The sequence below is a fragment of the Bacillus sp. GMs2/2 genome, from assembly GCF_050172095.1.
Classification (GTDB): Bacteria; Bacillota; Bacilli; order Bacillales; family Bacillaceae_G; genus Bacillus_A; species Bacillus_A cereus.
On the sequence record NZ_JBNLYE010000025.1, the window covers coordinates 1 to 25631 of the forward strand.

Genomic DNA, 25631 nt, shown 5'->3' on the forward strand with positions numbered 1-25631 from the left:
AATTAAAATGAATATAAGAATAACTAACATCCAAAAACAACTACATAATTACGGAATCGACGGGTTACTTATTACAAAGAAAGAAAACCGTCAATATGCAACAGGCTTTACAGGTAGCGCTGGCGTCGTCTTAATCTCTGCCGATCAAGCTGTTTTTATCACTGATTTCCGCTATGTAGATCAAGCGAAATCACAAATAAAAGATGCTGAAATTATTATGCATAAAGGAAATTTAGAAAAAGAAATTGCACATCAAGTATCGAAATTAAACATTCAAAAACTTGGAATTGAAGAAAACAACATGACATTGCAACAATATAAAAACTTGCAAAAATACGTACAGGCGGAAATGATTCAAGTGTGCGAAATTATCGAAAATATTCGTATCATTAAAGACACGCCTGAAATAGAAACAATGAAAATTGCAGCTAATATCGCGGACGAAGCATTTCACCACATTCTTACGTTTCTAAAACCAGGAATAAGTGAAAATGCTGTACGAGATGAATTAGAATTTTTCATGCGAAAAAAAGGGGCTACATCTTCTTCATTCCAAATCATTGTAGCCTCAGGCGTTCGTTCTTCACTTCCCCATGGAGTTGCATCAAATAAAATAATCGAACGAGGGGATATCGTTACATTAGACTTCGGTGCACTTTACGACGGATATTGTTCCGATATAACACGTACTGTAGCAATAGGGGAACCATCGGAAGAATTCAAAAAAATATACAATGTTGTACGAGAAGCGTTAAAACGTGGGACTGAAGCGATTAAGCCTGGAGAAACTGCGAAAAGTATCGATGATATAACGAGGGATTACATTACAGAACATGGATACGGTCAATACTTTGGCCACTCTACTGGGCACGGTCTTGGGTTAGAAATACATGAACCGCTTCGCCTATCCCAAGAAAGTAAGGTAACTTTACAAGAAGGTATGGTTGTTACAGTTGAGCCGGGCATTTACATACCGAACTGGGGCGGTTGTAGAATTGAAGACGATATCGTCATTACAAAAGAAGGCTATGAAGTTATTACAAAATCAAATCGGGAACTAATTGTAATCCCTTGTTAATAACAAAACTTTTTCTTTGCACATAGAATTCCTTCTCTGGAGTATTCATTTAAAGAGGGGGAATTTTAATTGAATTTTATAATTGAGAAAATAGAGGGTTTACAAGGAGAATTTTCAAATCTTGTTTCCATGATGAATTACGCTCGCTATACAACAATGCAAGCAGTGGAAGGTTTAACAATTGAAGAACTTGATTATTTATATGATAAGGACGCAAATTCAATTGGTATGTTATTGTACCATATGGCTGCTATTGAATTTTACTACCAAATTCATACCTTTGAAGACCGTGAACCGACGGAAGCTGAATTAGAACATTGGTTACCTGCTATTGAGTTAGGGAACCTTGGACGCGAGAAAATAAAAGGAAAATCTATAAAATTTTACATCAATACATTACAAGAAGTACGTTCCAAAACGATTGCAACATTTCAATCATTACCTGATGAATGGCTGTTTAAAACAACAGACTTTTGGTATGACAAACCAGCTAACAACTACTTTAAATGGTTTCACGTTTTTGAAGATGAAATCAATCATCGCGGACAAATTCGTTTAATTAAAAAAATGCAAAAATCTCATTCAGTAAAATGAGAAAATGCCACCGAATAAGGTGGCATTTTCTTTTATTCATTAACGAATAACTTTTCGTTTACTTTTTTAACGATTACCACTACCGACATTAATATACATATTAAATACAGCATTTTCACAATAAATAACCACCCTTGAAACATTACAATTCCATCTAGTATCTCATTTCCTTTCAATAGCAAAAACGGAATTGTGCTGATTATAATGACAAACTCAATGCTGAAAACAATTTTCTTCTTTCGACTATATACTTTCCATTCCTTCCAGCGATACATAGGTGCAAAAATCAATGCTCCTATACATAATATAATCGGTATCCATTCACTTTTAAGAAATTGCCCTGAAATAACTGATAATAGTAAACAAACGAGCACACCATAATACCCTATTTTCTCTCTCATTCATACTCCCCATTCTACTTCTCCTTTAATATGTAACTTGCTATGCTTATAACAATTTTCAGAAAAATAACAACGACAATTACAATATAAAGACCTTTTGCAGACGACATCCATTCTTGAAAAATAGAGATTTTTTCCATTCGTTTCTGCCCTTCTATTAAAATAACTCCTATAAAAAATGAGCAAACAACAATGACACCTATCATAATTCCGATACTTTTCTTACTATATTGTTTCATATCATTCCAGTTATATAACAGTACAAAAACAAAGCCGAAAACAGGTATGATACTGATCCATTCATTGTTTGTAAACAAATTTAAAGTGATTAATAGACTACAAGATATAGTAAATCCCCAAAACCCAATTTTTTTGCGCATAAGCCCTCCTCTAATTCCATTTTTAGGATTATTTGTATTGTAACATCCATTTATCGTTCTTACCATTACAGTACATGAAATTTTACTTTTTTCTTTTTCCTATACTCACATACTTTCATTGCTTTCATACAATAAACTACACGAATGCCTAAAGGATGTGAATGTTATGGGAGTTGAATTAACGCTATTACACGCTCTCTACATTATTTGTTTACTCACTATTATTACCTTTTTTATTCTCCGAAAAGATACGACTATCATCTGTATTGTTTTTATCTTTTTATTAGCATTAACTGCAACAAGTTCTATCCCTCTTGCCATTAGCGGAATTTTTCAAAGTTTCATTTACGCCATTACTGAGCTATTACCAACTATATTAATCATCTCCATTATCGTATCAATGAGCAATTTACTCGTTCATACTGGCATAAATGATACGATGATTTCACCATTTACAAAAATGATTCGTACACCTACACTCGCCTACTGGATTATCGGCCTTTTAATGATGACCATTTCTTTCTTCTTTTGGCCTTCTCCAGCTGTCGCCTTAATGGGAGCTATTTTATTACCGGTTGCTGTACGTGTCGGCCTTCCTCCAATTGGGGTTGCAATTGCTATGAACTTATTTGGACACGGCATCGCCTTATCTGGAGACTTCGTTATTCAAGGTGCACCGAAATTAACTGCAGACGCGGCTGGTCTCCCTGTTTCCAGCGTCGTATCTGCAAGTGTTCCACTCGTTATCGTTATGGGCATTGTGACAACTTCTGTCGCTTTTTTCTTCTTACGAAAAGAGTTTCATACAGGCTTATCTATACAAGAAGCTATTCCATCAACTGAGTTTTCTAAAACGCTCACTTCATTATCTCCTCGCATAAAAAAATGGCTCGCTATTTGTATCCCTATCATATATATCATTGATATCCTTTGCATGATTCAATTTAAATTACAAGGAAGCGACGCAACTGCACTTATCGGCGGAACGACTGTTATTATGATTATCATCATTTCCCTCATCGCCTACAAAGGAAATGGACTGAATAAAACGACCGATTATTTCATAGAAGGGCTCCAATTTGGCTTTAAAATTTTCGGACCAGTTATTCCTATCGCTGCACTCTTTTATTTAGGAGATAGTGGATTTGTAAAAATTATCGGTGACTATTTACCGAAAGGTTCACACGGAATCATTAACGACTTAGGCATCGCTTTATCTCAAACTGTTCCTTTAAATCAATATGTATCGGCAGGGACATTAACCATCGTTGGTGTCATTACCGGCTTAGATGGATCAGGTTTTTCAGGTATATCACTTGCTGGTTCCATTGCCAATCTTTTTGGAACAGCACTTGGCCATGGAACAGCTACATTAACAGCACTCGGGCAAATTGCAGCTATATGGACCGGGGGCGGGACGTTAATTCCTTGGGCGCTTATTCCTGCTGCTGCAATTTGCAAGGTAGATCCATTTGAACTTGCACGCCGAAACTTTTTACCTGTTATTATCGGTTTAATTGTCACCACTATCTTTGCGATGTTTATTTTATAACGTAAGCAAGTGTTCTCTTGCTTACGTTTTTTCTTGTAAAATTCATCATGAATTACTGGTTTTCAACAGGGATTCGTTATCCCTTAGCGAAATTATATTAGGAGAGTAATTTTTTCAAAACGTTTACGAGAAACAGATTACTTCAATTAGAAAAGGGGACATAACTATGAATGAATTGATTTTCGTCTTATTAATTTGTCCGTTACTTATCTTTATCGTTTCTGTTATTGGAACGCGCAAGACGAAAACGTATTACGTAATGCCGATTGTAACGTTTGCTAGTTTTTTAATAATAGGTGTTATCGCCTTTACTCCAAAATTTTTCTTTTGGGTGGGCATGTATAGCATTTTCTCATTTATTGTTTCTTATGTGACTCTATTGTTTGTAAGAGGATATAAGCTTGCAGAAAGCGCTAAGTAGTTAAGGAGATTGTAATATGATTTTCTTTGATATTAATGGAACTTTACTTGAAATTATAACAATGATATAAAAAAACGACCGCGTTCCCCCGCGGTCGTCTTTTTTCGTGTTACGCTGTGATCCAAGCTTCGTTAGCTGGATTTTTACGCCACTCTTGTAATTTCTTCGTTTCAGCTTGTCCAATCATACCTTTTTCTGCTGCAACTTCAGTTAATGCACTGTAATCACTTAAAGAATATGATGCTACGTTCGCTGCTTCTAACTTTTCTTTTCCTGCTTCTAGCTCGTATGTGAAGATTGATACGATCCCTAATACTTCACAGCCAGCTTCGCGAAGTGCTTCTACACATGTAATTGCACTACCGCCAGTTGAAATTAGGTCCTCTACTACTACTACTTTTTGACCTTTTTCAGCTTTTCCTTCGATTTGGTTCCCTTTACCGTGACCTTTTGCTTTACTACGTACGTAGCACATTGGTAAATCCATACGATCGCTTACCCATGCAGCGTGCGCAATACCAGCAGTTGCTGTTCCTGCAATAACTTCTACAGTTGGGAAGTGCTCTTTAATTAACTCTTCTAATCCAGCTGCAATCGCTTGACGTACTTTTGGATAAGATAAAGTTAAACGGTTATCACAATAAATTGGTGATTTCATACCTGAAGACCATGTGAATGGATCATTCGGTTGTAAAAATACTGCTCCAATTTCTAATAAATGCGATGCGATTTCTTTTTTCATACTGTTACACCTTCCCACTGTTGTTTTACTGTTTTATACGCTTCAAGCGGATTTTCTGCTTTTGTAATACTACGTCCAACTACGATGTAGCTTGAGCCAAGTTCCCTCGCACGTTTCGGTGTTGCTACGCGCACCTGGTCATTTACATCATCACTTGCAAGACGAATCCCCGGTGTTACTGTTACAAATTCATTTCCGCATACTTCACGTAATTTTGGAACTTCAAGTGTTGAACAAACAACGCCATCAAGTCCACTTTCTTTCGTTAGTTTTGCATAATGAGCAACCGCTTCTTCTAACGTTTTCTCAATGCCGATCTCTTTTTTCATCATAGCTTCCGAAGTGCTTGTTAGTTGTGTAACTGCAATACAAATCGGTCTCTCTTTTCCTTCTTGCTTACCTTCCTCTAATCCCTCAATCGCAGCTTTCATCATACTGCTTCCCCCAGCAGCATGAACATTTACCATATCAACATCTAGACTAGCTAGGCTACGCATAGCGCTTTTTACTGTATTCGGAATATCATGAAGTTTTAAATCTAGAAAAATCTTATGTCCTTTTTCTTTTAAGTACGTAATAATCGCAGGGCCTTCTTTGTAAAATAACTCCATACCAACTTTGACAAATAACTTTTCCCCTTCAAAGTGGCGCAAGAATTGTTCTACATCTTGTTTCCCTGGAAAATCTAATGCAACGATTAACGACTGTGACATGTTTGCTTCCAGCTCCTTCCTTGACATTCCGAAATGTGATCAAATCCTAATTCATTTAGTAATGCTGGTAACTCTTCAATAATTGTCGGACATACGAACGGATCAATAAAGTTCGCTGTACCTACTGCAACTGCGCTTGCGCCAGCATAGAAGAATTCAATTACATCTTCCGCTGTCTCAATACCACCCATTCCGATAATCGGAATGTTTACCGCTTGGCTTACTTCATGTACCATACGAATTGCTACTGGCTTAATCGCAGGACCTGATAATCCACCTGTACGGTTTGCTAAAATTGGTTTAGCTGTTTTTAAATCTAGACGCATACCAAGCAATGTATTAATCATCGTTAAACCATCTGCACCTGCATTTTCAATCGCTTTTGCAATTTCCACAATGTTTGCCACATTCGGTGACAACTTCACGTATACAGGTACTTCAGAAACCTCTTTTACTCGCTTCGTTAAATCAGCAGCAATTTCAGGATTTGTACCAAAGGCGATACCACCTGTTTTTACGTTCGGACAAGAAATATTTAATTCTAGTGCATGGACATTAGGCGCTTTAGAAATTTCCTTCGCAACCGCTACGTAATCCTCAGCTTGTGAGCCTGCAACGTTCGCAATAATTGGAAGGTCAAATTGTTCTAACCATGGTAATTCAGAATTCATTACTTTGTCTAATCCCGGGTTTTGAAGTCCGATTGCATTTAACATACCGCCCGGTGTTTCAGCAACACGAGGCGTTGGATTTCCATAACGTGGTTGTTCTGTCGTCGCTTTAATCATGATTGATCCTAGTACACTTAAATCGTAAAACTGTGCATATTCACGACCAAACCCAAAGCATCCAGATGCCGGTATAATTGGATTTTTTAATGATAATCCTGGTAATTCAACTTGCAATCTGTTCATAGTACAACCTCCCCGATTGGAAATACTGGTCCGTCGCTACACACCTTCTTGTAAGAATGTCCACTTGGATCTTCTTGTAAGTGGCATACACATGCGAAACAAGCTCCAATACCACAGCCCATACGTTCTTCTAAAGAAATATAAGCTTTTTTCTCTTTGTAACGTCCTTCTAATGCACGAAGCATCGCTAACGGACCACATGAATAAAGAATATCAAAGTCAATTCCGTAATTATCAATTACATCTGTGACAAATCCTTTTGTACCGTGTGTACCGTCTACTGTCGCAACGTACGTATCACCAAGTTCTGCAAATTTTTCTTCATAGAAAACTACATCTTTCGTTTGAAAACCTAAGATGTGAATTACGCGTACCCCTTTTGCAACGAGGCGCTGTGATAATTCATAAAGTGGTGGTACACCAATTCCCCCGCCTACTAGTAAAGCTGTTTGACCAGCTTCTGCTTCTTCTACAGGAAAACCATGTCCTAGCGGTCCTAGTACGTCTACCATTTCACCTTGTTTTCTAGTTGCTAATGTTTTTGTCCCTTGTCCTTCTGCACGATATAGCATTGTAAATTCGTTCTTCTCTTGATCTACATTACAAATACTAATTGGGCGGCGCAGAAGGGGCGCAATGCCCTCTGCTACCTTAATGTGTACAAACTGCCCTGGTTCGTTCATTTGCTGTACTAACGTTCCTTGAAGCACTAATTCGTAAATATTTTTTGCGATTTCTTTTTGATTAACGACGATCATATTTTGCTTTTGCATCATGCATGTACCACCTCGTGACGCTTTGTTTGCGTAATTTCTTTCATTGAATGAGCTGAGAATGTCATAGATTCTAATACTCGTAAGATTGCTCTCGTTGTATCAAGTGATGTTAAGCAAGCCACACCATTTTCTACTGATTCACGGCGAATGCGGAAACCATCACGCGCTGGTTGTTTACCTTTTGTTAATGTGTTAATTACAAACTGTGCTTTTCCTTGACGGATAATATCTAGTAAGTTGTAGTCTTCAGAATCAATTTTGTTTACAACTTGTACTGGGATATTTTGCTCTGCTAACGATTGTGCTGTTCCAGCTGTTGCTAATAAGTTATAGCCGATTTCGTGGAAACGTTTTGCAATTTCCATTGCCTCTTCTTTATCTTTATCCGCTACAGTAATGATTACTGAGCCGTGCGTTGGGATGTTAATTCCAGAAGCAACTAATCCTTTATATAATGCTTTTTCAAGCGTTAAGTCTTTACCCATTACTTCCCCTGTTGATTTCATTTCAGGTCCTAATGTTGTATCAACTGAGCGTAGTTTCGCGAATGAGAATACCGGAGCCTTTACATATACTTCTTTCTCTTCTGGGTGATAGCCAGTTCCGTATCCTTGCTCTACTAGGTCTTGCCCTAAAATAACTTTCGTTGCAACATTCGCCATCGGTACGCCTGTAATTTTACTTAAGAACGGTACTGTACGGCTTGCACGTGGATTTACTTCAATTACGTACACTTGATCTTTGAATACTACAAACTGGATATTTAGTAATCCAACAATGTTTAATCCTTTTCCAAGTGCAATTGTATGTTCAATGATTTGTTCTTTTAGTTTTTCAGATAAACTTTGTGGTGGATATACTCCAATTGAGTCACCAGAGTGAACTCCAGCGCGTTCAATATGTTCCATAATACCTGGAATGAATACATTCTCACCATCCGAAATTGCATCTACTTCAATTTCTTTACCAACCATGTAACGGTCGATTAATACTGGGTGATCTGCATGAACTTTAACTGCATTTTTCATGTAGTGCAGCAGTTCTTCTTGACGATATACGATTTCCATTGCACGTCCACCTAGTACGTAAGATGGTCTTACTAATACTGGGTAACCAATTTCTTCTGCGATTGCTACCGCTTGTTCTACAGTCGTTGCTGTTTTACCAACTGGTTGCGGGATGCCAAGTTTTGTTAAAGCAGCTTCGAATTTATCACGATCTTCTGCACGGTCTAAGTCTTCAAGTGATGTTCCTAAAATTTTCACACCGTGTTCTTCTAGTTTCGCTGCTAAGTTAATTGCCGTTTGTCCACCGAACTGAACGATAACACCTTCTGGTTTTTCTAAATCGATAATGTGCATTACATCTTCAATCGTTAATGGTTCAAAGTATAATTTGTCAGAAATACTGAAGTCTGTTGAAACTGTTTCTGGGTTGTTGTTAATGATAATTGCTTCATATCCAGCTTCTTTAATTGCCCATACTGAGTGAACTGTTGCGTAATCAAACTCAACACCTTGACCAATGCGGATCGGACCAGATCCTAGAACTACTACACTCTTACGATCTGTTACAATCGATTCATTTTCGTCCGCATATGTGCTGTAGTAATATGGCGTTGCAGATTCAAACTCTGCCGCACAAGTATCTACCATTTTGAATACTGGCATCATATTATTTTCTTTACGCATATCGTAAATTTCGCGCTCCGTTTTGTTCCAAGCTGCTGCAATGTAGTGATCGCTGAAGCCCATTTCTTTTGCAGTTTGTAGTACTTCCATATTTCCTACGTTCGCTTTTACTTCACGTTCCATATTTACGATGTTTTCAACTTTTTGTAAGAAGAAGAAGTCCATTTCACACCATTCATTGATTTCTTCTTTCGTTACACCTTGGCGAATTGCTTCTGCTACAATAAACAGTCGTTCATCATCCGCTTTAATGATACGTTTTTTCATCGTTTCTTTATCAAGTTCTTTTAAGTGGTCTAATTCTAAGTGATAAATGCCAAGCTCTAAAGAACGAACTGCTTTTAGTAATGATTCTTCTAAGTTACGTCCGATTGACATAACTTCACCAGTTGCTTTCATTTGTGTTCCAAGCGTTCTGTTCGCTGATTCAAACTTATCAAACGGCCAACGTGGAATTTTTGAAACAACATAGTCTAACGCTGGCTCGAAACAAGCGTAAGTTTTTTGTGTTACTGGGTTTACAATTTCATCTAACGTTAAGCCGACTGCAATTTTTGCTGCTAATTTCGCAATTGGATATCCAGTTGCTTTAGATGCTAGTGCAGATGAACGACTTACACGTGGATTTACTTCGATTACATAGTATTGGAAGCTATATGGATCAAGCGCAAGCTGAACGTTACATCCGCCTTCAATTCCTAGTGCACGAATAATTCGTAATGAAGTGTTACGTAACATTTGATATTCACGGTCGCTTAGCGTTTGGCTCGGTGCTACTACAATCGAATCACCTGTGTGAACACCAACTGGATCGATGTTTTCCATGTTACATACTACAATCGCGTTATCATTTGAATCACGCATTACTTCATATTCAATTTCCTTACAGCCAGCAATACTTTTCTCTAATAAACATTGTGTTACTGGACTATGTTTTAAACCACTTGTTACGATTTCAATTAGCTCTTCTTCGTTATGGCAAATTCCGCCGCCCGTTCCTCCTAATGTGAACGCTGGTCGAACGATTACTGGGTAACCAATTTCATTTACAAATCCATATGCTTCATCAAGGTTATGAATAATTTCACTTGGTGGTGTTGGTTCATTTAAATCTTGCATTAATGTACGGAATAAATCACGATCTTCCGCTTGCTCGATTGCTGATAATTTTGTTCCTAAAATTTCAACTCCGCACTCGTCAAGTACGCCTGATTTTGCAAGTTCAACAGCCATGTTTAAACCTGTTTGACCACCTAATGTTGGTAGGATTGCATCAGGACGTTCTTTACGAATAATACGGCTTACGAATTCTAATGTTAATGGCTCGATGTATACTTTATCTGCTGTTGCAGTATCCGTCATAATTGTTGCTGGGTTAGAGTTAACAAGGATTACTTTGTAACCTTCCTCTTTAAGAGATTGACAAGCTTGTGTACCAGAGTAGTCAAACTCCGCTGCTTGCCCAATTACAATTGGTCCTGATCCGATTACTAAAATTGTGTTAATGTCTAGGCGTTTTGGCATAACTCTTCCCCTTCTTTCTTGAAGTTTTCAATCATTGTTAAGAAATCTTCGAATAAATCATTTGCATCTTCTGGTCCCGCTGAAGCTTCTGGATGGTATTGTACTGTAAATGCTGGGAACTTCTTATGACGAAGACCTTCTACCGTTCCATCGTTTAAAGCAACATGTGTAATTTCAAGATTTGTATTTTCAACTGATTCTTCTTCTACTGCGTATCCGTGGTTTTGAGATGTAATTGCTACTTTTCCAGTTGCAAGATTTTTTACTGGATGGTTTAAACCACGGTGACCAAATTTCAACTTACTTGTATTTGCACCTGATGCTAGAGCGAACAATTGATGTCCTAGGCAAATTCCGAATAAAGGAACTTTACCGATAATGTCTTTTAACATTTCAATTGCTTCTGGTACATCTTTCGGATCTCCAGGTCCATTACTTAACATAATTCCATCTGGGCTAAGGCGTAAAATTTCTTCTGCTGTTGTGTTGTAAGGAACTACAATTACATCACAGTCACGCTTATTTAATTCTCGTAAAATACCATGTTTCATACCGAAGTCTACTAGTACAACTCGGTGACCACGACCTGGACTTGGGTATGGATCTTTCGTTGATACGCGTTTTACATGATCTGTAAATACTGTCGCTTTTAATTGACTTACAATGTACTCTACATCTGCATCCATATTACAAAGGCGTCCGCGTAATGTACCGTATTGACGAATTTTTCTCGTTAATTTTCTCGTATCAATCCCTGCTAATCCTGGGATATTTCTTTCTTTCAAGTAATCATTTAACGAAATTTCATTACGGAAGTTTGATGGATGATCACAAATTTCGTTTACGATTAAACCATTTACAGATGGGTGAATGGATTCAAAATCGTCACGGTTAATGCCGTAGTTTCCGATTAATGGGTACGTGAATGTTACGATTTGACCGCAATATGATGGATCAGATAATGTTTCTTGATATCCAGTCATTCCTGTTGTAAATACAACCTCACCTGACTTTTCGATTTCGCCTCCGAAACCTGTTCCAATTAATACTGTTCCATCTTCTAAGATAAGTTGTCTTTTCATACTAATGCACTCTCCTTTTGCCATGCGATCTTACCACCAACGATTGTCATTACCGGCCATCCTTGGCATTTCCAACCTGCGAATGGTGTATTTTTTCCTTTTGATAAGAATGTTGTTGGGTCAATCTCTTCTTCTTGTTCTAAATCAATGATTGTAATATCAGCTGTTCTACCTTCTTTCAGGCGACCTGCTTCTAAGCCGAATGTATCAGCTGGCTTTTCTGTTAAGAATTGAATTAATTGTTCTAATGTAATAATTCCTTTTTTCACAAGGTTTGTGTATAGAAGTGGGAATGCTGTTTCAAAACCAGTAATTCCAAACGGTGCTCTTTCAATTCCTTGTGCTTTCTCTTCCGCTGTATGCGGTGCATGGTCAGTTGCAATCATATCGATCGTTCCATCTAATAAACCTTCAATTAATGCTGCATGGTCTTCTTTTCCACGAAGCGGTGGGTTCATTTTAAAGTTAGGATCAGCTGATGGGATATCCTCTTCACATAACACTAGGTGATGCGGTGTTACTTCTGCTGTTACTTTAATTCCAGCGCGTTTCGCATCACGGATTACACGTACCGAACCTTTCGTACTTACATGACATACGTGATAGTGGCAATCTGCTGCTTCAGCAAGCAGTATATCCCTTGCAATATGTACAGATTCACATACTGATGGGATACCGTTTAATCCGTGTTTCTCAGAAAACTTCCCTTCATGTACACAACCTTTATTAATAAGCGTATTCTCTTCACAGTGCGCAACTACTGCCATATCTAATTTTGCTGCACGTTTCATAGCCGCTAACATCATGCTCGCATCTTGTACGCCTACGCCGTCATCTGTGAAAGCAAATGCTCCAAGTTCTTTTAATGTTTCGAAATCTGTCATTTCAGAACCAGCTTGACGTACTGTAATTGCTCCGTATGGTAGTACGTTAACATGAGCTTTTTCTTCAATACGTTTTTGCAAGTCTTCCATATGTTCTCTGCAATCTGGTACCGGACGTGTATTTGGCATTGCGCAAATTGTAGTGAATCCACCTTTTGCCGCTGCTAGTGTACCTGTTTCAATTGTTTCTTTATGTTCACCACCTGGTTCACGAAGATGTACGTGTACATCTACTAATCCAGGTGCGATTAACTTTCCGTTCACATCGATTACTTCAGCATTATCTGCCGTAATATTTTCTGCTACCTTAGCGATTTTACCGTCTTGTACGAGAAGATCCGTTGCTACGATTTTTCCTTCTTCATTCATATAACGACCATTTTTAAACAAATAATTCATGTTTCATTCCTCCTAATACATTTGGTAAGGCGCGTTTTAGTACAGCCATTCTTACGTAAACTCCATTTTCCATTTGTTTAAATATGCGTGAACGCTCACACTCAACAAGTTCACTTGCAATTTCAACATCACGGTTTACAGGAGCTGGATGCATAATAATGCTTCCTTCTTTCATACGCTTTTCTCTTTCTACTGTTAATCCGTGTTTCTCATGATATTCTTTCATAATGTCTGTTTCATAATGATCATGACGCTCATGTTGTACACGGAGTAACATCATTACATCAACTTCTGGAACAAGTTCATCTAATGGTTTGTATGTTCCAAATGTGTTGTCTTCATCTTTCCACTCTTCTGGACTTGCAAAGTAAATTGTTGCACCAAGCTTCGTTAATGCTTCTGCATTAGAACGTGCTACTCGGCTATGACGAACATCTCCTACTATTGCAATCTTCAAACCTTCAAATCTTCCAAACTCTTGTTTAATTGTAAGAAGATCGAGTAGGCACTGCGTTGGGTGGTTTCCGCATCCATCTCCAGCGTTTAAGATTGGAATATTCACCTGATCTTTTAGTTCATCGAAGTAGCGATCTTGCTCGTGGCGGATGACCACTGCTTTTGTTCCGATTGATTCTAGTGTTCTTATCGTATCGTATAAAGTTTCTCCTTTTTGTACGCTAGATGCATCAACTGAAAAGTTTAAAACATCAAGTCCTAATCTCTTCTCAGCAACTTCAAAGCTAAATCTCGTTCTCGTACTATTCTCAAAAAACAAGTTCGCAACAAAAGTTTGCTCTTTCGTTTTGCTCTCTTTTCCATTCGCAAAATCTTCTGCATCTTTTAGGATTTCTGAAATTTCTACTTTCGATAATTCACTCATCGTTAACAAATGGCTCATCGTCATCCCTCATCTTTCTGATTTTTATGTTACCACTTTTGAATTTTTATAACAACCTTTGCATAAAAATACCCTAGTCATGTGAGACTAGGGTGCAAGAAAGAAGCCACCCTTTCCGGTCTCACAGGACTGAATTAAAAGGTTATTATTATGAAGCAATCTGCTTAGATTGTTTTATTTGTTTCGTTTCCGGTAGTAGTAGATTTAACAGTACACCTACAATTGCTGCTAGTGCCATTCCTTCTACTTGGAATGATTCTCCTACGTGAAGTACCGCTCCACCAATACCGATTACTAATATTACTGATGCAATCATTAAGTTTCGTTTGTCACTTAAATCTGTTTTATCATCTACCATCATGCGTAATCCGCTTGATGCGATTACACCGAATAGTAAGATTGATACACCACCCATAACTGGTGTTGGGATCGAATGAATCAGTGCAGAAATCTTACCGATAAACCCGAACATGATTGCGAATACTGCTGAACCGATGAATAAGTATACACTGTATGCTCTCGTAATTGCTAGCACACCGATGTTTTCACCATACGTTGTATTCGGTGGCCCACCGATTAGTGACGCAATTAATGTTGCTACTCCGTCACCGAAGATTGAACGGTGTAAACCTGGTTTTTCAATTAAATCTCTTTTAATAACATTTCCAAGAACAATTTGATGTCCGATATGTTCTGATATTGTTACTAGTGCAACTGGTACCATCAAGAGTACAATCTTCCATGAAAACTCTGGTGTATATGTTACAAATGGTACTGTGAAATCTGGTACAACAAACCATTTTGCCTCAGCTACCGGCTTTAAGTCTACTAGCCCTTGGAAGTAAGCGAAGATATATCCGCCGATAATGCCAAGTAACACTGGTATGATACTGAAAAATCCTCTTCCAAATATCGAGCATATAATTGTAATTGCTAATGTTACTAACGCTACTGAAAAGTGTGTAAAGCTATATTTGCCATCCGCACCGTTCATCGCCATATTAACTGCTGTATGTGCTAAAGCTAGACCGATTACCATTACTACTGGACCAACTACGATTGGTGGTAGTAATTTCATAATCCACTCTGATCCTGATTTCTTAATTCCTAGTGAGATTAAGATGTACACAAGTCCTGCTAGCAAACCACCAAGCATTGCTGCTCCCGGTCCACCTGCCGTTTTTGCTGTTATAATCGGTGCGATAAAGGCGAATGATGATCCTAGATAGGCAGGTACTTGACCTTTCGTTATAAGAAGGAACGCTAACGTTCCTAATCCACTTGATATTAATGCTACTGATGGATTCAATCCTGTTAAAAACGGAACAAGCACTGTTGATCCAAACATTGCGAACAAATGTTGTATACTTAAAAATAACCATTTTCCCGGTTTCGGTACTTCATTAACGTCTAACACTGGCTTTTGTTCCATTGTTACATCCTCCTTCAGTTTAAATCTTTGCAATAAAAAAACTCTTTGTGCCTGTGCACAAAGAGTCCTACACTTTCGTATGCCAAATTTGACATATGAAAGCCAAGACCCTTTGGCAGCCTCACAGGACTACATTTAAAAGGGCTTTACTTATCGTATATGCTTACTCGATCTTGTTGATCTGTCTCTTGCAAATCAACTTCGATACGCTCTTCACTTGATGTTGGAATGTTCTTCCCTACATAATCAGCGCGAATTGGTAATTCGCGATGACCTCTATCAACAAGAACCGCCAATTGGATTTGAGATGGTCTACCTAAATCCATAAGAGCATCCATTGCTGCTCGAACTGTTCTTCCTGTATATAATACGTCATCCACAAGGATAACTTTCTTCTTCGTAATATCTACAGGGATATCAGAACCTTTTACAAGTGGTTCTTTATTTTTCGATTGTAGTGTTAAATCATCACGATATAACGTAATGTCTAACTCTCCAACTTCCATTTCTTTTCCTTCAATTTGACCAATTCGTTCTGCCAAACGTTGTGCAATAAAAATTCCACGAGTTTTAATTCCGACAAGAACACAATTATCGACACCTTTATTTCGTTCCACGATTTCATGACTAATTCGTGTTAAAGCGCGGCGAATCATTTGGTCATCTAAAACGACAGCTTTCTCTTGCATGCTCTACACCTCCAAGCTTTTTTCTTGCGTGAGAGTAATGGTATAAAAAAAGTCCTCTCAGCGTGTGCGAGAGGACTTTTGAAAAAAGGGTACAACATACCCTAAGTATTTCAAACCGTTACCTTCTCAACCTCACGGGGCTGTGTTAAAGGATCATTATTTAACTGTTGTCAGTATCTCAGTTTTCTTATGATTTGTCAATACTATTTTCGTAAAATATTTAATACGTCTTCAAACACTTCTGGAATCGGTGCCTCAAACTGAATATATTCACCAGTACGAGGATGATCAAAGCCTAAAATACCCGCATGAAGTGCTTGTCCATTCATATCTAACGTTTTCTTCGGACCATACTTCGGATCTCCTGCAAGTGGATAGCCAATATATTTCATATGAACACGAATTTGGTGCGTACGTCCCGTTTCTAAGCGACATTCTACAAGCGTAAAGTCTTTAAAGCGTTCTAACACTTGGAAGTGCGTAACAGCGTTCTTACCATTTTCATCAACTGTCATACTTTGACGCTCTTTCTTATCACGAGCAATCGGAGCATCAATCGTTCCCTTATCATGCGGAATCACACCGTGTACAATCGCTTTATAACGTCTCGTTACTGTTTTTGCTACAAGCTGATTTACAAGCGATTCATGTGCCATATCATTTTTAGCAACCATTAATAGTCCAGATGTATCTTTATCGATACGATGCACGATACCTGGACGCATTACACCGTTAATGCCTGATAAGTCTGTACAATGGTGCATAAGGCCGTTTACAAGTGTACCACTTGTATGCCCTGGTGCTGGATGTACAACCATACCACGTGGCTTATTTACAACAAGCACATCTGCATCTTCATAATAAATTTCTAAATTTAAATCCTCTGGTTGAATATCTAACTCTTCTGGTTCAGGAATTGTTACTGTAATTTCATCTTCTTCTTTTACTTTATAATTCCCTTTTACCGCTTTTCCGTTTACTGTCACAACGTCATCTTTAATCCATTGCTGCACTTGCGTACGTGACCATTCGTTATTTATCCCTGCAACGAATTTATCAATTCGCTCGTTTTTTTGCTCTGCTGCAACTGTTACTTGTACTACTTCACTCATTCAATTACTCCTTCGCTTTCTTGCCTTCTAATAATGTTTGAATAATAATTAATACAACACCAATACATAATGCTGAATCAGCTATATTGAATACTGGATAGTTGTACGAGAAAATATACACGTGAATGAAATCCACTACTTCTTGTCTAAATACACGATCAATAAAGTTACCAATTGCCCCGCCCAAAATTAGGCTTAACGAAATACCTAGAAGCTTGTCTGTTTTCGCATACTTTTTCATATAAAATACAATAAACACTACAAAAACAACTGTAATAATGTAGAAGAACCACATTTTATTTTCTAAAATACCCCAAGCAGCGCCTCTATTTCGATGTGATGTTATGTATAATACATTGTCGATAATCGGAATACTCGTACCCAATTCCATGTTCTTTACAATTAACCACTTCGATATTTGATCGATAGCAATGACGAATAACGCTATTACATAATATATCATTTTCATTTCCCCCACAAAGACAGTGTACCTCAAAATTTTAGCATAGCTGCTACCTTTTCACAATGAACCTTTATAGAAGAATAAAATAAATTTAAAAAGGTAACATAATATCGTTGTGCGTATTCATACATTTACCTTTTCGTAGAAGAATTCATGAATCGTACGGGCAGTCGGCATTGTCTTCATTTGCTTTGTCGAAATTAATCTCCCCGTCTCTTCACAAATACCATACATGTCTATTTCCATTTTAAATAATGCGCGTTCTACATCCTTTAAATCCTCTTTTATATCATGTAATAGCAATTTTTTCTTTATCTCTTCCTTAATTTCATATCCAAGCTCTTGGCTGAACTCGACATCATATTTGTGCATTACTTCTTTAGCTAGTCTCTCTTGCAACTCTTTTCTCATCAATTGCAATTCTTCTTTTATTTCCATGTAAATTTCATTCACGTGTACATTCCTCCTAGCTGTAATGTACAGTTAGTGTGTCCGAAATTTATTTGCTTACCTCACACACATTTTTCCTTCACAGGAAAGAGTCTGAAAGTGATCTTGATATGCCATCAACAAAAAAACTGACCGCATCAATAGCAGTCAGTTTTTTATTATTTTACATAGTTTTCTTTAACAACTGTTGCACAACGCTCACATAATGTTTCATGTTCAGCATCTTTACCAATTGTTTCTGAAACTACCCAACAACGTTCACATGTTTCACCAGTTGCTTGAACAACAACAACCGCTGTATGTTCATACTTCGGTGCATCTGCTGGCGCTTCATCCATCATACCACCAAGTTTATACTCAGAAACGATGAATAATTGCTTTAAGTCTTCGCTAATAGACTCTAACATAGCTTTCATTTCTGCAGTTGGATATAGCGTAATGCTTGCATTTAATGACTTACCGATTACTTTTTCATTACGAGCTACTTCTAGTGCTTTTAACACGTCATCACGTAATGTCATAAATGCATCCCATTTTGTTTTTAACGCTTCCGCGTCATCTAATTGTACAGCTTCTGGCATATCAGTTAATTGTACACTTTCTTCTGTTACGCCTGGAATATATGGCCATACTTCATCAGCTGTGTGCGGTAAGATTGGTGTTACAAGTTTCGTTAACGCAACAAGAACATCATATAATACAGTTTGAATTGCACGACGATCTTCGTGGTTTGCACCTTCAATGTATAAAATGTCTTTTGCAAAGTCTAAGTAGAATGAACTTAAATCAATTGTACAGAAGTTATGAATTGCATGATACACAGCAGCGAAGTCGTATGTCTCATATGCTTCTTTAACTTTTGTAATCAAGTCATTTAATTTTACTAACATGTAACGATCTACTTCACGAAGTTCAGCTACAGCTACTGCATTTTCACTTGGCTTAAAGTCGTCTAAGTTTCCTAATAAGAAACGGAATGTGTTACGGATTTTACGATACACTTCTGCTACTTGTTTTAAAATATCATCTGAAATACGTACGTCAGATTGATAGTCAACAGAAGATACCCATAAGCGTAAAATGTCTCCGCCTAATTGATCCATGATTTTCTTCGGTACGACGATGTTTCCAATCGACTTACTCATTTTACGTCCTTCACCATCTAGTACGAAACCGTGGCTTAGTACGCCTTTATATGGAGCTTTACCTGTTACAGCAACTGCTGTTGATAATGAAGAGTTAAACCAACCACGATACTGGTCAGATCCTTCTAAATATAAATCAGCTGGACGCTGTAAATCTTCGCGCTCTTCTAATACCGCTTGGTGAGAAGAACCTGAATCGAACCATACATCCATGATGTCTGTTTCTTTACGGAATTCACCATTTGGGCTACCTGGATGTGTAAATCCTTCTGGTAATAGATCTTTCGCTTCACGCTCGAACCATACGTTAGAACCGTTTTCACGGAATAAATCTGCTACATGGTTAATTGTTTCATCCGTAATAATTGGATCACCATTCTCAGCATAGAATACCGGAATTGGCACACCCCATGCACGCTGACGAGAAATACACCAGTCACCACGGTCACGAACCATATTATGAAGACGAGTTTCTCCCCATGCTGGTACCCATTTTGTTTCTGCTACAGCTTCTATTAATTCTTTACGGAATGCTTCAATAGATGCAAACCACTGTGCTGTCGCACGGAAAATAATTGGTTTTTTCGTTCTCCAATCATGTGGGTATGAATGTGTAATGAATGTTAGTTTCAGTAACGCGCCTACTTCTTCTAATTTTTCTGTAATTGGTTTGTTAGCTTTATCATAGAATAAGCCTTCAAATCCAGGTGCCTCATTTGTTAATACACCTTTATCATCGACTGGGCAAAGTACTTCTAATCCATACTTTTTACCAACAACGAAGTCATCTTCCCCGTGTCCTGGTGCTGTATGAACACAACCTGTACCTGCATCTGTTGTTACGTGATCTCCTAGCATAACTAATGAATCACGATCGTAGAATGGATGTTTTGCAACTGTATACTCAAGTTCGCTACCTTTTACTGTTTTCATAACTTCAGCATTTTCCCACTCTAACGTTTTTGCAACTGTCTCAAACAGCTCAGAAGCAATGATATATTTCTCATCATTTACTTTTACAATGCTATATTCAAGCTCTGGATGAACAGAAATACCTAAGTTTGCAGGTAATGTCCAAGGTGTTGTTGTCCAAATGATGTACTTTTCATCACCTTCTAATACGTTCTTTCCATCTTTTACAGGAAATGCTACGTAAATAGATGCTGATTTTTTATCTTGATATTCAATTTCAGCTTCCGCTAAAGCAGATTCACTCGTTGGAGACCAGTAAACTGGTTTTTGCCCTTTATAGATATAACCTTTTTTCGCCATGTCACCAAACACTTTAATTTGTTGTGCTTCATAAGCTGGCTCTAAAGTAATATATGGATTATCCCAATCTGCACGTACACCTAGACGCTTAAATTGTTCACGTTGACGTTCTACTTGTTCATATGCATACTCTGCACATAACTTACGGAACTCAGCAACTGTCATTTCTTTACGTTTTACACCTTTATTTGTTAAAGCTTGTTCAATTGGTAAACCGTGCGTATCCCATCCCGGAACATATGGCGCACTAAAACCAGTCATTGATTTATAACGAACAATAAAGTCTTTTAATACTTTATTTAATGCATGTCCCATATGAATGTCACCATTCGCATATGGAGGTCCATCATGCAATACAAATAAAGGACGACCTTTTGTATGTTCTTGTACTTTTTCGTAAATATTCATTTCAGCCCATTTTTCTTGCATTGCAGGCTCACGTTTTGGTAAATTCCCACGCATTGGGAACTCTGTTTTTGGCATCAGTAATGTATTTTTGTACTCCATGCTCAATTCCTCCTTACATGTATAAAAGAAATACTTAAAAAACGGAATAAAAAAGAGACCTTCTCATCCCAAAAAGGGACGAGAAAGTCTCCCGCGGTACCACCCTAGTAGATCATATACATATGTATAGAATCCTCTTTATATTCTTAACGCGAATACACGCCTACGCTTACTCTATTTGTTCAGCGCGGAACTCCAGGGTGATATTCCCACTATCTCCTTATCCTGAGCTTACACCATCCTCAGTTCGCTATATAAGGTTTGAAAAGGTACTTATCCCTATCTTCGTTTTTCTTAATAAATATGTTGTTTAAAATTATATGTAATAATGAGAAAAACGTCAAGCTTACACTGTTTCTTCTTTTTTCAACAGTTCATCTACTTCGTCTTCTAATTCAATTAGTTTATCCCAATCATCGTTGTTTAACATCTCAAGCTGTGTTTCTAATAACATACGGAAACGAGTTCGGAATACTTTCGCTTGTTTCTTTAGCTCTTCAATATCAAAAGCAACTTTTCTTGATTTTACTAATGCTTCGTTAATAATACGATCAGCATTCTTTTCAGCTTCACGCACAATTAATTTCGCTTCTTTTTGCGCATTACGTTTTACTTCTTCCGCTGCTTCTTGTGCAACAACGATAGATTTGTTTAACGTATCTTCAATATTAGAGAAATGATCTAACTTCCCTTCTAACTGCGCAACTTTTTCTTCTAAAGCTTTTTTCTCACGAATGACCAATTCATAATCTTTGATAATTTGATCAAGAAACTCATTTACTTGATCTTCATCATAGCCACGGAATCCGCGACCAAATTCTTTGTTATGAATATCTAATGGTGTTAACGGCACAACGCCACCTCCAAGTAGTTATCTAAATTTCCTCTTTCAATTATATCTTTTCTTCGACAAAATAGGAGGATTTCCTTCTAAAAAACCAATCATTTTAGTATACCATACAAAATTCTCCATTTGTCGCGTTTTGTTCTACCTTCTACAGAAAATAATTTACTTCGGCCATATCCTCTAACAGAAAAAACATCTCCTGGATAACATTCATAAGAAGTTTGCTCCACTGTTTTCCAATTGACTTTTACTAAACCATTTTTTATGAAAGGTTGTACTTTCTGTCTAGATAAATGTAACATTTCAGCTAACATAACATCTAAACGAAGTGAAGAAACCGTTCCAGATTTCTCTCCCCACGTTTCATGTATCTGTAGAATTTGTTCTCCTTGCACTGACGCTAAAGAGACTTTTACTTTCCCTATTGATTGTAAGTTCATCTCAATATACGATACAATTTCTTTCGCAACTACAATTTGGGCACGATTTTCTTGCAGCAAAATATCACCACATTTTTCTCTTGTTAAACCAAGAGACATAAATGTACCTAATATTTGCCTATGTTCTAGCGTATAAAACTTGGAAGGATAGTCAATTTCTAATACTTCTACTTGAAATTCTTCTTCATTTAATTCTAGATAGTCTGGATAAATAAGTGCTCTTTTACGCTCTGCATTAGGCGTTGCACCACCAAATTGCACAGCAACATCACCTTGTCCTATTACCATAGAAACAATTTGTTGTTGCCTAGGATCGAGAAAATCCGTTAACTTCACTTGATGGTACTCCGCCGCTCGCTTCCACTCTAGCACTTTATCCACAAAGACCTCCTCATCAGGCCTAAAATGTTCGTAGATGCTCATGTATTTACCTTCTTACTATAAGAAATAGCTTAATAAACTGAACAAACCAGTTTTAGCAAGTTTCAACGCAAAGATCGCAACGATTGGAGAAATATCAATCATTCCAAGCGGCGGAATAAAGCGGCGGAATGATTCTAAATACGGTTCACAAATACGTGCCAGGAACTCTCCAAAAGATGATTCCTTTGCACCAGGAAACCATGATAGGAGAATGTAAATAATAAGTGCCCACGAGTAAATCTCGATAGCATAACTTAACACTATAAAAACTGTTGTCATGGCGTATTACCACCTCTTTATATTTGTTTCTTCTTCTTCACCGAATAACTCTGAAATCGCACCAACAATATCTACATTTTCAGGTGTACACATAAATGTTTTCGGCCCTATTTTTTGAATATCCCCGCCTATAGCGTATACAGTACCACTTAAAAAGTCAACGATACGTACCGCTTGATCAGTAGACATTCTCTGCAAATTAATTACAACAGCTCGTCTACCTTTTAAGTGGTCCGCAATCCCTTGTGCTTCCGAATATGTGCGTGGTTCTAATAAAACAACTTTTGAAGATTGTTTTGCTGTTTCAATACTCACAACGTTTTGCTTCGGTTGCGCTTTCGGAAACGTAACGTCTTGTTGTTCTGGTAGATCTTGCTGCTTTTTCATGTCTGTTTGCTCCTTTTCATAACCATATTGAGCTGCTTCTTTTTCTTCCGGTGTATCAAAAAAGAAGTATTTTACTTTTGACCAACTCATAATAAGATTCTCCTTCCTTTTACGCTTTTCCTACTAAAATCGTTCCCAAACGAATATATGTAGCCCCTTCTTCAATTGCAATCTTGTAATCGTTGGACATTCCCATTGATAATTCTTTACATGGCGCATGTAATAACTCTAGCTCCTGCACCTCTGTTTGCAGCATACGTAATTCCTTAAAACAGCGTCTGATTTCTTCCTCTTCTTCTGTAAATGGAGCCATCGTCATTAGTCCAACCACTTCAATTTTATCGAATTCTTGCAAACTTTGAATAAAAGAAACAACCTCTTCTATTGCCAATCCTTGCTTCGATTCTTCAGATGAGGTTTTCACTTGAATAAAGCATTTCACTTTCTTATCAGCACGTTTCTGAATTTCTTTCGCCAGTGAAAGACGATCTAACGAATGTAAATAATCAATTTCATTAATGATTTCTTTTACTTTTCTCGTTTGTAATGAGCCAATAAAGTGCCAATTAACTTTTGAACCGAAATGCTCGTATTTCTGTAAGAAACCTTCATTTCTATTTTCACCTAAATCGATAACTCCAGCTTCAATTACTTCGTTTGTTTTTTCAATCCCTACAGTTTTTGTAACTGCAACAAGTTTAATATCTTGCAACGAACGTCCAGCTCGAGCGCAAGATTCTTTAATAGCTTCGTTTACAATTACTAAATTTTCTTGTACTGTCACTTGCTTTCTTCCTCCTTAAAACCTATGAAACTCAACATTCTTCCTGTCTTACCTTGATCACGACGATGAGAGAAAAATAGTTGCTCTTCACAGCTTGTACAAAGAGATGACATTACAATATGCTCTTCTTTTATGCCTGCTTGTACACATAATATACGATTAATTTCTTTTAAATTAATTGCGTACTGCCCGTCAGAAATTTTTTGATTAGGAACAGCACCCCTAACTACTTCCTGTGCTGCTGTTAATACACGATCATCCACAACATAACAACAAGATCCGATCGACGGCCCAATTGCAACATGAATTTCATCACTTGAAATACCTTCTGCATTCCACTTTTGAATCATTTCCTTTGCAATCTCTTGTACAGTGCCTTTCCATCCAGCATGCGCAAGTCCTATCATACCATGTGATGGTGCATAAAAATAGAGCGGAACACAATCCGCGTAACAAGACGTTAACAGAACATCTTCATTACTCGTATAAATGCCATCTGTTTTTGAAATGCCGTCCTCATATGAATAGACACCACTTCCCTTTTCCTGTTGCCCTACTTTTTCAACATGATGAGCATGAACTTGTTCAGAGCAAATCCAATTTTCTAATGGTTTTTGTAACTTATTTGCTAAAATGCGTCTGTTTTCATGAACGTTCTCCACGATATCATTCACATGTAATCCTAAATTCATCGCATGAAAGGAGCCCGTACTTATCCCACCATCTTTTGTCGTAAATCCAGCAGTAATGTTTCCAAGTTCTTTCCACTCTTGTAAATACAGTATACCGTCCACATATTTAAATGGTTCTCTCATAATAAAGCGGCTCCTTTTAATTAAAATAACAGAAAAAAGCATGGTACTTCCTGTCTATTTTACCATACTTTTATTTTTTCATAATCCTAACAGAAAAAAAAGAGGAATTTGTAATATTCTTTATGAAATTGTCGGTGTTTGTATTGATTCTGTTACAGAATTAACAGGATTTACTCTTACAAGTATGACATCTTCCCCAATTTTCACAATTTCCTTCCAAGGAATTACAATCTCAACATCTTTTCCAAAAATACCTAGCATACGTGTCTGTTTGGAAATAATAACAGAACAAATTTTCCCTGTGTTCATATCAATTTCAATATCTCCAATATTCCCAATCCTTTTTCCATCTGAAATATTTATAACATCCTTCATCTGTAACTCTGAAATTCGTATCGCCATTTTCATCCTCTCCCTTATATGACAAATTGGAAACTGTTTCTCATATTTACAGGAAGCCACCTATACGAAATTATATGAACACTAATCCCCTACTATGAGCACAAACCATATTACATATAAAAAGGTCTCACCATA

General features: G+C 37.4%; 27 protein-coding genes and 1 other annotated feature. Of the genes, 4 read left to right on the top strand and 23 right to left on the bottom strand.

The genetic code is table 11. The annotated features are described in order from the left end of the window. Positions 1-7: 7 nt before the first annotated feature. Together ACQGS6_RS06420 and ACQGS6_RS06425 are read left to right on the top strand one after the other, a co-directional pair. The gene (locus tag ACQGS6_RS06420; protein ID WP_001026208.1) at positions 8-1078 is read left to right on the top strand and encodes a M24 family metallopeptidase; all 1071 of its coding nucleotides are present in this window, start codon (positions 8-10) and stop codon (positions 1076-1078) included. 69 nt (positions 1079-1147) lie between these two features. Beyond that, the gene (locus ACQGS6_RS06425; protein WP_001009251.1) at positions 1148-1672 is read left to right on the top strand and encodes a DinB family protein; all 525 of its coding nucleotides are present in this window, start codon (positions 1148-1150) and stop codon (positions 1670-1672) included. 32 nt (positions 1673-1704) lie between these two features. Here the strand turns inward: ACQGS6_RS06425 and ACQGS6_RS06430 are convergent, their stop codons facing one another. Together ACQGS6_RS06430 and ACQGS6_RS06435 are read right to left on the bottom strand one after the other, a co-directional pair. Then, on the bottom strand, positions 1705-2073 hold the full coding sequence (locus ACQGS6_RS06430; protein WP_001208257.1) for a YoqO family protein: 369 nt from the start codon (positions 2071-2073) through the stop codon (positions 1705-1707). A 14-nt stretch (positions 2074-2087) separates the two neighbouring features. Next, positions 2088-2453 carry a YoqO family protein gene (locus ACQGS6_RS06435; protein ID WP_001227566.1) on the bottom strand — a complete coding sequence of 122 codons (366 nt, stop codon included), beginning with the start codon at positions 2451-2453 and terminating at the stop codon, positions 2088-2090. Between the two features lie 166 nt (positions 2454-2619). Between ACQGS6_RS06435 and ACQGS6_RS06440 the strand changes: the two genes are divergently transcribed. Both ACQGS6_RS06440 and ACQGS6_RS06445 read left to right on the top strand, forming a co-directional pair. Then, entirely contained in the window at positions 2620-4005 is a 1386-nt protein-coding gene (locus ACQGS6_RS06440) for a hypothetical protein (RefSeq protein ID WP_000537868.1), read from the top strand. A 166-nt stretch (positions 4006-4171) separates the two neighbouring features. Then, a complete protein-coding gene (locus tag ACQGS6_RS06445; protein ID WP_001003936.1) occupies positions 4172-4426 on the top strand; it encodes a YbeF family protein in 255 nt (84 codons plus the stop codon). Between the two features lie 109 nt (positions 4427-4535). On the opposite strand, the gene pyrE is transcribed toward ACQGS6_RS06445, so the two are convergent. The 21 genes from pyrE to ACQGS6_RS06550 form a co-directional block, all read right to left on the bottom strand. After that, on the bottom strand, positions 4536-5168 hold the full coding sequence (pyrE, locus tag ACQGS6_RS06450) for an orotate phosphoribosyltransferase (RefSeq protein ID WP_000711449.1): 633 nt from the start codon (positions 5166-5168) through the stop codon (positions 4536-4538). Beyond that, positions 5165-5881 (bottom strand): orotidine-5'-phosphate decarboxylase, encoded by a 717-nt coding sequence (pyrF, locus tag ACQGS6_RS06455; protein WP_000083505.1) that lies wholly within the window; start codon positions 5879-5881, stop codon positions 5165-5167. The genes pyrE and pyrF overlap by 4 nt, the downstream gene beginning before the upstream one ends. Then, positions 5866-6795 carry a dihydroorotate oxidase B catalytic subunit gene (pyrD, locus tag ACQGS6_RS06460; protein ID WP_001081050.1) on the bottom strand — a complete coding sequence of 310 codons (930 nt, stop codon included), beginning with the start codon at positions 6793-6795 and terminating at the stop codon, positions 5866-5868. The genes pyrF and pyrD overlap by 16 nt, the downstream gene beginning before the upstream one ends. Beyond that, entirely contained in the window at positions 6792-7571 is a 780-nt protein-coding gene (pyrK, locus tag ACQGS6_RS06465; RefSeq protein ID WP_000983359.1) for a dihydroorotate oxidase B electron transfer subunit, read from the bottom strand. The genes pyrD and pyrK overlap by 4 nt, the downstream gene beginning before the upstream one ends. After that, a complete protein-coding gene (carB, locus tag ACQGS6_RS06470; protein WP_001126100.1) occupies positions 7568-10786 on the bottom strand; it encodes a carbamoyl-phosphate synthase large subunit in 3219 nt (1072 codons plus the stop codon). The genes pyrK and carB overlap by 4 nt, the downstream gene beginning before the upstream one ends. Further along, complete coding sequence (locus ACQGS6_RS06475; protein WP_000828683.1) at positions 10771-11868, bottom strand: carbamoyl phosphate synthase small subunit; 1098 nt, start codon at positions 11866-11868, stop codon at positions 10771-10773. Before ACQGS6_RS06475 ends, carB begins: the two co-directional genes overlap by 16 nt. Beyond that, positions 11865-13151, bottom strand: coding sequence for a dihydroorotase (gene pyrC, locus ACQGS6_RS06480; RefSeq protein ID WP_326318328.1), 1287 nt, complete (start codon positions 13149-13151; stop codon positions 11865-11867). The genes ACQGS6_RS06475 and pyrC overlap by 4 nt, the downstream gene beginning before the upstream one ends. Beyond that, entirely contained in the window at positions 13135-14049 is a 915-nt protein-coding gene (gene pyrB, locus ACQGS6_RS06485; RefSeq protein WP_000018869.1) for an aspartate carbamoyltransferase, read from the bottom strand. The genes pyrC and pyrB overlap by 17 nt, the downstream gene beginning before the upstream one ends. A 148-nt stretch (positions 14050-14197) precedes the next feature. Further along, positions 14198-15481: a uracil permease gene (gene uraA / locus ACQGS6_RS06490; protein ID WP_000435928.1), complete on the bottom strand. Its 1284-nt coding sequence runs from the start codon at positions 15479-15481 to the stop codon at positions 14198-14200. Positions 15482-15627: 146 nt separating this feature from the next. Then, positions 15628-16170: a bifunctional pyrimidine operon transcriptional regulator/uracil phosphoribosyltransferase gene (gene pyrR, locus ACQGS6_RS06495; RefSeq protein WP_001156491.1), complete on the bottom strand. Its 543-nt coding sequence runs from the start codon at positions 16168-16170 to the stop codon at positions 15628-15630. A 203-nt stretch (positions 16171-16373) separates the two neighbouring features. Then, on the bottom strand, positions 16374-17282 hold the full coding sequence (locus tag ACQGS6_RS06500) for an RluA family pseudouridine synthase (protein ID WP_000005830.1): 909 nt from the start codon (positions 17280-17282) through the stop codon (positions 16374-16376). A 4-nt stretch (positions 17283-17286) separates the two neighbouring features. Continuing rightward, a complete protein-coding gene (gene lspA / locus ACQGS6_RS06505) occupies positions 17287-17745 on the bottom strand; it encodes a lipoprotein signal peptidase LspA (protein ID WP_000642184.1) in 459 nt (152 codons plus the stop codon). A gap of 123 nt (positions 17746-17868) precedes the next feature. Next, the gene (locus ACQGS6_RS06510; RefSeq protein ID WP_001002956.1) at positions 17869-18198 is read right to left on the bottom strand and encodes a molecular chaperone DnaK; all 330 of its coding nucleotides are present in this window, start codon (positions 18196-18198) and stop codon (positions 17869-17871) included. Between the two features lie 155 nt (positions 18199-18353). Continuing rightward, a complete protein-coding gene (ileS2, locus tag ACQGS6_RS06515) occupies positions 18354-21119 on the bottom strand; it encodes an isoleucine--tRNA ligase (RefSeq protein ID WP_000455949.1) in 2766 nt (921 codons plus the stop codon). Between the two features lie 71 nt (positions 21120-21190). Then, positions 21191-21414: a binding site (T-box leader), on the bottom strand. 51 nt (positions 21415-21465) lie between these two features. After that, positions 21466-21972, bottom strand: coding sequence for a septum site-determining protein DivIVA (gene divIVA / locus ACQGS6_RS06520; RefSeq protein WP_001131611.1), 507 nt, complete (start codon positions 21970-21972; stop codon positions 21466-21468). An 89-nt stretch (positions 21973-22061) separates the two neighbouring features. Beyond that, positions 22062-22829: an RNA-binding protein gene (locus ACQGS6_RS06525; protein ID WP_002098127.1), complete on the bottom strand. Its 768-nt coding sequence runs from the start codon at positions 22827-22829 to the stop codon at positions 22062-22064. A gap of 15 nt (positions 22830-22844) precedes the next feature. Beyond that, on the bottom strand, positions 22845-23108 hold the full coding sequence (locus ACQGS6_RS06530) for a YggT family protein (RefSeq protein WP_426964967.1): 264 nt from the start codon (positions 23106-23108) through the stop codon (positions 22845-22847). Positions 23109-23114: 6 nt separating this feature from the next. Further along, a complete protein-coding gene (locus tag ACQGS6_RS06535) occupies positions 23115-23585 on the bottom strand; it encodes a cell division protein SepF (protein WP_426964968.1) in 471 nt (156 codons plus the stop codon). A gap of 19 nt (positions 23586-23604) precedes the next feature. Beyond that, a complete protein-coding gene (locus ACQGS6_RS06540; RefSeq protein WP_000218007.1) occupies positions 23605-24279 on the bottom strand; it encodes a YggS family pyridoxal phosphate-dependent enzyme in 675 nt (224 codons plus the stop codon). After that, positions 24276-25094 carry a peptidoglycan editing factor PgeF gene (gene pgeF / locus ACQGS6_RS06545; protein ID WP_001209025.1) on the bottom strand — a complete coding sequence of 273 codons (819 nt, stop codon included), beginning with the start codon at positions 25092-25094 and terminating at the stop codon, positions 24276-24278. The genes ACQGS6_RS06540 and pgeF overlap by 4 nt, the downstream gene beginning before the upstream one ends. A gap of 120 nt (positions 25095-25214) precedes the next feature. Continuing rightward, positions 25215-25496 (bottom strand): YlmC/YmxH family sporulation protein, encoded by a 282-nt coding sequence (locus ACQGS6_RS06550; RefSeq protein ID WP_001007674.1) that lies wholly within the window; start codon positions 25494-25496, stop codon positions 25215-25217. Positions 25497-25631: the final 135 nt, after the last annotated feature.